Source organism: candidate division WOR-3 bacterium (assembly GCA_011052815.1).
In the GTDB taxonomy this organism is placed as follows: Bacteria; Hydrothermota; Tepidihabitantia; order SM23-42; family SM23-42; genus DRIG01.
The window spans coordinates 1-8836 of the sequence record DRIG01000094.1; the positions used below are offsets into that span (position 1 = coordinate 1).

General features: G+C 47.0%; 10 protein-coding genes. 4 read left to right on the forward strand and 6 right to left on the reverse strand.

The window, feature by feature from the left end; all coding sequences use genetic code 11:
- The first annotated feature begins 78 nt into the window (after positions 1-78).
- From ENI34_09045 to ENI34_09055, 3 genes are read left to right on the forward strand one after another with little or no spacing between them, the layout of a single operon-like run.
- Positions 79-906, forward strand: a complete 828-nt coding sequence (locus ENI34_09045; GenBank protein HEC79266.1) for a hypothetical protein — start codon at positions 79-81, stop codon at positions 904-906.
- The gene (locus tag ENI34_09050) at positions 903-2021 is read left to right on the forward strand and encodes a UDP-N-acetylglucosamine 2-epimerase (non-hydrolyzing) (protein HEC79267.1); all 1119 of its coding nucleotides are present in this window, start codon (positions 903-905) and stop codon (positions 2019-2021) included. Before ENI34_09045 ends, ENI34_09050 begins: the two co-directional genes overlap by 4 nt.
- Positions 2021-2248 (forward strand): DUF167 domain-containing protein, encoded by a 228-nt coding sequence (locus ENI34_09055; GenBank protein HEC79268.1) that lies wholly within the window; start codon positions 2021-2023, stop codon positions 2246-2248. The genes ENI34_09050 and ENI34_09055 overlap by 1 nt, the downstream gene beginning before the upstream one ends.
- On the opposite strand, the gene rdgB is transcribed toward ENI34_09055, so the two are convergent.
- From rdgB to ENI34_09085, 6 genes are all read right to left on the reverse strand, one after another.
- Entirely contained in the window at positions 2234-2806 is a 573-nt protein-coding gene (rdgB, locus tag ENI34_09060) for an RdgB/HAM1 family non-canonical purine NTP pyrophosphatase (protein HEC79269.1), read from the reverse strand. The genes ENI34_09055 and rdgB overlap by 15 nt on opposite strands.
- A gap of 107 nt (positions 2807-2913) precedes the next feature.
- Positions 2914-3666: an SPOR domain-containing protein gene (locus tag ENI34_09065; GenBank protein HEC79270.1), complete on the reverse strand. Its 753-nt coding sequence runs from the start codon at positions 3664-3666 to the stop codon at positions 2914-2916.
- Between the two features lie 17 nt (positions 3667-3683).
- Positions 3684-4694 (reverse strand): hypothetical protein, encoded by a 1011-nt coding sequence (locus ENI34_09070; protein ID HEC79271.1) that lies wholly within the window; start codon positions 4692-4694, stop codon positions 3684-3686.
- The gene (locus ENI34_09075; protein HEC79272.1) at positions 4690-5367 is read right to left on the reverse strand and encodes a DUF3108 domain-containing protein; all 678 of its coding nucleotides are present in this window, start codon (positions 5365-5367) and stop codon (positions 4690-4692) included. The genes ENI34_09070 and ENI34_09075 overlap by 5 nt, the downstream gene beginning before the upstream one ends.
- Positions 5364-6272: a zinc metalloprotease HtpX gene (locus ENI34_09080; protein ID HEC79273.1), complete on the reverse strand. Its 909-nt coding sequence runs from the start codon at positions 6270-6272 to the stop codon at positions 5364-5366. Before ENI34_09080 ends, ENI34_09075 begins: the two co-directional genes overlap by 4 nt.
- Positions 6272-6817, reverse strand: coding sequence for a LemA family protein (locus ENI34_09085; protein HEC79274.1), 546 nt, complete (start codon positions 6815-6817; stop codon positions 6272-6274). Before ENI34_09085 ends, ENI34_09080 begins: the two co-directional genes overlap by 1 nt.
- Positions 6818-6906: 89 nt before the next feature.
- Between ENI34_09085 and ENI34_09090 the strand changes: the two genes are divergently transcribed.
- Positions 6907-8836: PEGA domain-containing protein (locus tag ENI34_09090; protein ID HEC79275.1), on the forward strand; the 1930-nt coding region annotated here is incomplete at its 3' end.

Below are 8836 nucleotides of genomic sequence, written 5' to 3' on the forward strand. Positions count from 1 at the left end.
GGGTACAGTGATGTCCCGTCTTTCCCGCGCACGTCGGAAACTGAGGGAAATTTTTGAAACACTGGGGGTGCAGGAGAGATGAAGTGTAATTTTTCTGCAGAACTTTTAAGTGCTTATCTTGACGGTGAGCTGAATGAAAAAGATAAGCAGAAGGTGAAGGAGCACCTTAAGGGCTGTGCTTCCTGTAGAAAAGAACTTGAAGAGTTGCGCCGTTTTGATGAATATGTAAGGGATATGGAGATTGAAGAGCCATCGCGTGAGTTCGTGTTCACATTGAATCGTAAGATTCTGGAAAGAATCAGCAAAAAACGGCGTTTTTCATTCTTTAAGCTTTCTCCTCTACTCGCACCGGTTGCCGTGGCGGCTCTGGCTTTCATCATAATCAATAATATGGTTCAGCGTCCCCACCATCTGATCAATCTGGATCATCGGATCGTTTACCCTGGAGGAGGAGGGGTTGAAACAGAAACGCAGGGAAGAGCTGAGGTCAGTGAAGCACCTGAGTCCCGATCTTCTCCAGAAGAGAAATATGCCCGAGGAGCCGGGTTTGCCAAAAAAGAAGTAGAATCATCTGTAAAACCAAAAGCCGCGAGAGTCATCGAATCTTCTGAAACAGAAGAGGTTTCTGATAGAATCACCGCAGTCCGCTCAGCAGAAGAAGAGATGCCGGCTGCATCAGTGCCTTCCCTGGATGAGCTGGAGATACCTGAAGGCAGGATCGTGCGGGCGATTGTCGACACCAACGGCAATATCGTAAAAGTGGCGACAGGCAATAAGATTGTTCCTGAACGAGACACCCTGCTGGAAAGACGTTTAAAAGGGCAGCAGATCGCTCCGCCTACGGTCGCCGGAAAGAGAAAGCAGCTTTATATGGATTTAACCCGACAGAAAGAGAGTGAAGAATGAGATACAAGGTGGCTCTTGTAGTGGGTGCACGCCCCAATTTTATGAAAGCGGCGCCGGTCTACATTGAACTCGGTAAATACAATGAGATGGAGTCGTATCTCATCCATACAGGCCAGCATTATGATGAGAATCTTTCAAAGGTCTTTTTCGACGATCTCAAGCTGCCCCAGCCGCATTTCTATCTGGGGGTTGGTTCAGGAACACATAGTGAACAGACCGCCGGAATAATGTGTGAATTTGAAAAGATACTGCTCAGGGAAGACCCCCATCTTGTAATGGTCGTGGGCGACGTCAATTCCACACTCGCCTGCGCCCTCACCGCGGCGAAGTACCGCTGCAACAACAGCCAGTACCGACCTCTGATCGCTCATGTTGAAGCCGGTTTAAGAAGCTTTGATTGGCGGATGCCTGAGGAGATAAACCGACGGCTTACAGATTCGCTGTCTGATTTGCTCTTTACGACCGAACCCGTAGCTTTGGATAATCTACTGAAGGAGGGGATTGATTCCAATAAGATTTTCTATGTCGGTAATGTAATGATTGATTCCCTGTTGAGATTTAAGGAGACAGCGGCGAAATCCGATATTCTGAAGCGGCTGAAACTGAGAGAGAAGGAATATGCTGTTTTGACCCTTCATCGGCCTGCGAATGTCGATAATCTCTCCGATATAAGAAGGATTCTCAAGGGTCTGAAAGAGATCTCCAAAAAGATCGCTGTCATCCTGCCGATCCATCCGAGGACCAGAAAAATGTTCGATACCTATAAGATCAAGGTTGATTTTATCAAGATAATAGAGCCGCTCGGTTATCTTGATTTTTTGAAACTGATGACGGATGCAAGGTTTATGCTGACTGATTCGGGCGGGATTCAGGAAGAGACCACGGTTCTTGGTATACCCTGTCTTACTTTAAGGGAGAACACTGAACGTCCTGTAACCGTCACCGTCGGAACGAATACCGTGGTCGGTAAAGATCCGGATATGCTTCTTGAAGAGACCAAGAAGATTCTATCCGGTGAATACAAAAAAGGCGGGATTCCCGAATTCTGGGACGGTAAAGCCGCCCAGAGGATATGTAAGATTGTATATAACCACCTGAGATCGACATTCAAATAATGTATATAAAAGTAAAGGTTATCCCCCGTGCCAGAAAGACTACAGTGATTGAATTGGAGAGCGGGATGCTGAAGGTGAAGGTTTCATCACCGCCGGCGGACAATAGAGCCAATCAGGAACTTGTCAGGATACTTGCAGATTACTACGGCGTTAAAAGGTCGGCCGTAAAGATAAGAAAAGGTGAGAAATCCCGCGAAAAGCTCGTCGAAATTTTATCTGCCGGCTGATATCAGATAGTTCTTGAATTTTTTCAATGCCGCCGCCCTGTGGCTGATGCGGTTCTTTATCTCCTGCCCGAGTTCAGCGAATGTCCGCTTGTATCCGCGGGGGATGAACACGGGATCATAACCGAATCCTCCGGAACCGCGCGGGCTTTCCGCTATCTTTCCGGCACATTCACCGGTGAACACTTCATACTTATCAGGTGCGAAATAGTATACAAAGACCGCTTTAAATACAGCCTTTCGATCCTCTTTATCTTGTAGATTCTTCAGAAGTCTGGAGAGCCTTTCATTATCGTCTTTTCCGTAACGGGATGAATATATTCCCGGTTCACCGTTGAGGGCGTGGACAAAGAGTCCGGAATCATCAGCCAGAGAGGGTTTGCCGGTGAGCTTAAAGGTGAATAACGCCTTGGCAAGACTGTTTTCAAGGAGCGTCCTGCCGACTTCCTTTACCTCCATGCTGAAATAATCACTCAGGGTTTGATAATCGATATCAGAACCGAGGATGCTCTTTATCTCCTCTATCTTATGGGGATTTTTTGTCGCTAAGACGATCGTCATCATCAGGGTAAGAAATTCCCTTTATCAGGATTCAATCAACATCCTGCCCGACATTCAATCGGGGAGGATGATTGAACAACGGTTGTTTAATAAAAGGCGATGATTTCTTACGGTGAAATCATCGTTTCGACAACGAACGAACCGCGGTAGCCCAACCCCTGCGCTTTCTTCTTTAATACCTCTGCCTCTTCGCGGGTTAAACAGTCTCCGACCCGGACTTTATAATAAGGCGCTACATATTCCACATAGATATTCTGGCTGAAGTTCGCCCGGGCGTCGTCCGCGACTTTGGATGCATTCTTTTCAGTTGAAGATGCGAAGATCTGAACACGGAATCCCAGAACTCTTGCCGGTGCCGGTTGCGGCGGCGGAGGTGTGGGTGTAACCGTCGGTGCTACATAGGGTTCTTCAACGGCAGGAGGAGCTTCGGCGACTACTGCGGGTTCTTCTTCAACAACAGGTGGAAGTGGCGGAGGAGCAGCGACCTCTTCCATCGGAGCCGGAGGAGCGGCGACTTCTTCTTCGACGACGGGTGGAGGAAGGACGGGTGTTTCGGTTTCCGGAGCCGGGGGAACAGTGGCTGTTTCTTCTTCAATGACCGGCGGAGCAATCACCTCTTCTTCAACCGGAGGAGCCGTAATCGTTTCTTCACTGATCGGTGGGGCGATGACTTCTTCTTCGACCGGTGGAGCGACGACCTCTTCTTCAGTCGGTTGAGGCAGTATAGGTTCGTTTGATATATTACTTTCCTCTTCACCGAAGACAATCACTTCTTCGAGTCCTTCGGTCTGGACCGCTGTCTTTTTCGGCGCACAGAATACGAAGAGCATAATGCAGCCGACCAATAATATTTTTCTCATCTTTTCCTCCTTTTATTTTAAATTCTCAACAATTTTTTTAAATCCGGTGCCTTTTCTTTTTTGCACACAAGAACACCATTCGGGCTCACCACGATGATCAGCCCTTTTACTCCATACACCCTTAAAGGACTGTCACAAGTATACATAATTGAGTCACTGATTTCAAGACCCTTTGCATCACCGATAAAGATATTCTTATTCCCGTCTTTCTTGAAATACCGTTCTAAGGCGAGCCAGGAACCGACATCATCCCACTTGAAATCACCCTTTATTATACACAATTTTTCGGTCTTTTCCATTACGCCGTAGTCGACAGAGATATCCGGGATATTACGGAAGTATTTTTTATTCTTCCTCTTTACGAATTTATTGATGCCGTTGTATACCCCGGGAATAAAGTATTCCATCTCTTCAAGAATTTTGTTGATTCTGAAGGTGAAGATACCGCTGTTCCAGAGATAATCACCGCTTCTCAGATACCGGCGCGCTTTTTTCAAGGACGGTTTTTCAGTGAAGGACAGTCCTTGAAAGGCATGGAGTCTGTTATGCGAACTTATTTTATTACCGATTTTAATATAACCATAGCCGGTTTCAGGACGGTCCGGTTCTATTCCGTAAGTCACAAGATAATCGTCTTCCGCGAATCTGCGGCTGAACTTCAGAGCGGCGATGAAGTTTTTGTCGGGATATATCAGATGGTCTGCCGGCATCACATGTATGATACCGTCGCCGTATCTGCGCTTCAAGGTTACGGCGGCTAAACAGATTGCAGCCGCGGTGTTGCGTCTCATCGGCTCGATTATAATCTGTTCTTTTCCCACGTATCGGTATACAAGTTTCTTGAGGCTTTGCGGAATGATCAGAACCCGTTCGTTCTTTTTAAAATAGGATTTTATTCTGTTTAATGTCTGGACAATAAGCGGTGTCTTGTTGAAGACGGAAAGGAACTGTTTGGGAAAGTTGGGTTGACTTACGGGCCAGAATCGTTCTCCTCGACCACCGGCAAGGATTACAGCGAACTTTTTAATTTTCCACCTCCTTCAACTTGAACAGGATACTGCCGATCTTCATCTTCGCCCTGATCTGAACCGGATACCGCTTTTCATCGTCAGAATACCAGATATCCATACTGCCTTTTGAACCGAAGACCCCTTTACCCGTTGTCTGGGGTGAAACAAGAATCGTGTTGAATTCTCCTCCGGGCGTTTTGATCTTCTCTTTCTTCACCACCGGACACAGAATTTCGTGGTTTTCCATGGATTTGTGAATCCTTACCACTATGGTGTCGCCGATTTTTAGAGGTATGGTGCGGAGATAATACCAGAAACTGAGCAGGTCCCTTGTCTGCGCGGCTATTTCAAAGATTAAAGAATCATCGTAGACCACATAGAGGCTGTCGTGATTAAAGACCAGTTTTGAGCGGTGGTGATATTTACTTTCGTTCAACTTTTCTTCATAGAAAAGGGGTAAGAGGCCGGTCGTCTCGGCATAGACGTCTATGGTGTCATTCAAAGAAAAGAGGAAGCTGAGGCCCGGGCTTGAGTTTATGACCGATCTGAAGTGATAGCAGGTCGTACTGTCATAGGACAGGGTGTCTTTGATCTCCAGGGTCATACTTCCGAGGGTGATGAATGAGAACCTGGCGACATAGTCAAGTTTTTCTCCGACCATGAAACAGAGCAGGAATATTATCGGATTCATATCACCAAACTGTTCAATCTTTCGATCCTTGAATCAAGAGGGGGATGTGTGGCGAAGAGCCCCGCTGCATTCATCCGATCCTTGCCGAAAGGACTGGCGATAAAGAGGTGGGCGTTTGATTGGGAAGCTCGTTTCAGGGGTTTGTGGGCGTCACGCAGTTTTGCGAGTGCCTGTGCAAGTCCCTGAGGATACCGGGTGATGTATGCGCCTGAGGCGTCGGCGAGATACTCGCGCTGGCGTGATATCGCCGCTCTGATCAACGCGACGAACAGCGGTGCGATGATCGCCAGGACTAAACCTACGACAATGAGAATCAAACCGAGCTGGCCGCCGGTTCTTCGACTGCTCCTTCGACGGCCTCCCCAGAACATCGAGCGAAGCAAGAAGTCTCTGAGAAGAATGATTAATCCGCCGATCGCCGCGACAACGGTCATAAGCAGGATATCATAATTCCTTATATGGGCGATTTCGTGGGCGATAACGCCCTGGAGTTCCTGACGGTTCATTATCTCCAGTAGTCCGGTCGTCACCGCAACCGATGCATTCTGAGGGTTGCGTCCGGTTGCAAAGGCATTGGGAGCGGGTGAGGGGGTGATATAAACCTTTGGTTTTGGTATACCCGCGGCGATTGAAACCTCTTCCACAACATTATGGAGCATCTTGAATTCCTCTGGGTCGGCAGGGACCGAACCCGTGGAAGAGAGAGCCAGTTTGTCGGAATTATAATAGAGGATTACATTGTAGAGAATGATAAATACCGCAAAACCGACATATCCGATGAGTCCCCAGTCGAGAATCCGGATTATCGTATAACCGAGAACGGCGAGGAACAGGGTTGTGATGAGGATAAATAAAAAAGTTTTTCGTTTATTCGCAGCAATTAAATCGTATAGCGTTTCACCCATTAAAACTTAACCTTGGGGACGGTCTTTTTCTCCTCTTCCGGTGCTTCAAAAAATTCACGGAGTTTGAAATTGAAGAGCGCCGCGACGATCGTCTGAGGAAACTTCTGAATCGTCGTATTATAATCCATCACGACATCATTATAAAACTGCCGTGCGAATGCAATCTTGTTTTCAGTAGCCGTCAGTTCTTCCTGTAATTTCAAGAAGTTTTCATTCGCCTTCAGCTGGGGATAGTTTTCCGCCACTGCAAAGAGGGATTTCAGGGTGGCGGTGAGCATATTGTTCGCTTCAGCCGCTTCTTTGGGGTTGGTCGCACCCATTGCCCTTGAACGAAGTTCAGCCACTTTCTCGAAGACTTCCTTTTCATGCTTGGCATATCCTTTTACAGTCTCGACGAGATTCGGAATCAGGTCGTATCTTCGTTTCAGCTGCACATCGATTTGAGCCCAGCCGTTGTCAACGCGCATCTTTTTAACCACAAGACGGTTGTATATGCCGATGAAAACGACCACCAAAATTATTATTAGTATTAATAAGATAATCATCTTTCCTCCATAAGTTTATTTTATACATATTTCCGAACTTGTCAAGTTTCTTGACTTGACAAATTATTTTAATATAATCTTGATAGAAAATGACGAATCGCACCATCAAAAACTTCGAAATCAAAGAGCTTATTGCCACGGGCGGTATGGCGGCTATTTATAAGGCGGTTCAGGTATCCCTGGACCGCATTGTAGCAGTCAAGATACTCCATGGACATCTTGCCCAGGACAAAAATTTCATAACGAGATTCGAGAGGGAGGCGAAAGCCGCCGCCAACCTCAAACATGAGAATATCGTGAATATCATTGATTATGGTAAGGCGGAAGAGGTCTACTTTATCGCAATGGAGTATGTGGAGGGAAAGAGTCTCAAGGAGTTGATCAGTGAAATTAAATTCATCCCCTGTGACATCGCCCTCGCGATTGCGCAGCAGATCGTGTACGGCCTCGACCATGCGCATAAAAAGGGTGTGGTCCATCGGGATATCAAGCCGGCTAACATCCTGATCGGGTATGACGGCATCGTGAAGATTGCGGATTTCGGTCTGGCACAGGCACAGGATTTGACCTCGGTGACGGTGACCGGTTCGATCGTCGGCACCCCGGCTTATATGTCTCCGGAACAAGCCGGCGGCAAAAGGGTCGACAGCCGGACAGATATTTTTTCACTGGGAGTCGTCATTTACGAGATGATCACCGGCATCAAACCGTTTTCCGGCGAAAACTACTCTTCGGTGATCCATGAAATCTTGACCGTGACCCCGCCCAGGCCGGTTGAAGCCAATCCATTGATCTCCAGAGAGATAAACGATATTATCGAGAAGATGCTCGAGAAGGATCTTGATAAGAGGTACCAGGATATCGCCAAAGTGAATGAAGATATTACTTCATATTTTAAGGCGAAGAATATCGAGATTTCCCGGAAAGAGATCGGTGGATTTATCAGTACGCCGGACGAACAATTCGCCGAGGTGGTTAAAGAGAGAAAGGCGAAACATTTTGAACGAGGACTTTACTTTCTCAGTCTCGGTGGGAACAGGATCGACGATGCGATTTCTGAATTCAGCAAGGTGCTTCATCTGGATCCGGATGATGATAAGGCGAAGAAATACCTTACTGATTTGAGGAACAAAAAAGCGAAACAGAAAGTCCTTCCGGCAAAACCCGAAGAGCCTGCCGAACCGGTCGCCAAACGAAATATACTTCCTTTTGTGGGAATCGGTCTCGGATTACTGGCTCTACTCGCCGTTATCTTCGGGATTTTCAGAAAACCGACGGCTGAGAAACCACTGCTTACAGATGCGGATACTGAAGAATTTTCTTTTGTTCAGATCACTTCAAAACCGGGTATGGCGGCTGTTTTCCTTGACGGCGAAAATACCGGCAGGTTTACGCCGACACGGCTCGGCAGCCTTGAGCCCGGAGAACACAAGATTGTTTTGAAAAAGGAGGGATTCCAGGATTTCACAGAAGGTTTTAAAGTAAAAGGTGGGGATACCATTAAGTTGAATGCCGTACTTAGTGAACTGAAAAGCGAGGTGGAATACGGTGCGATTCGGATAACCTCAAAACCATCAGATGCCTATGTCTTTCTTGATGACAAAAAGACCGGGTTCAAAACACCCTGTACCATTGAAAAAGTCGAAAAGGGGATACACCGAATCAAGGTGGTCAAAAAAGGTTACAGACCGGCGGAAGCGAGCCGCACGATCTCTCCGAAGAAGACGACGACCGTTTCATTCACCATGCAGAAGATCAAAGAGCCTGCCGCCTCAGAGCGGTTTTCATACTTGAAGATTAATGTTGATCCCTGGGCGAAGATCTATATCGACGGCAAGTATCGGGAAACCACTCCCATCGCAGAGCCGATAAAGGTCTCTTCAGGTACGCATACGATAAAACTTTCCAATCCCAATTTTCAGACTTATGAAAAAAAGATGAAATTCAAACCGGGTGAGACAAAGATACTGGATGTGAAGCTCAGGAAACTGGACGGCTATCTTAAGCTCACCGTAAAAC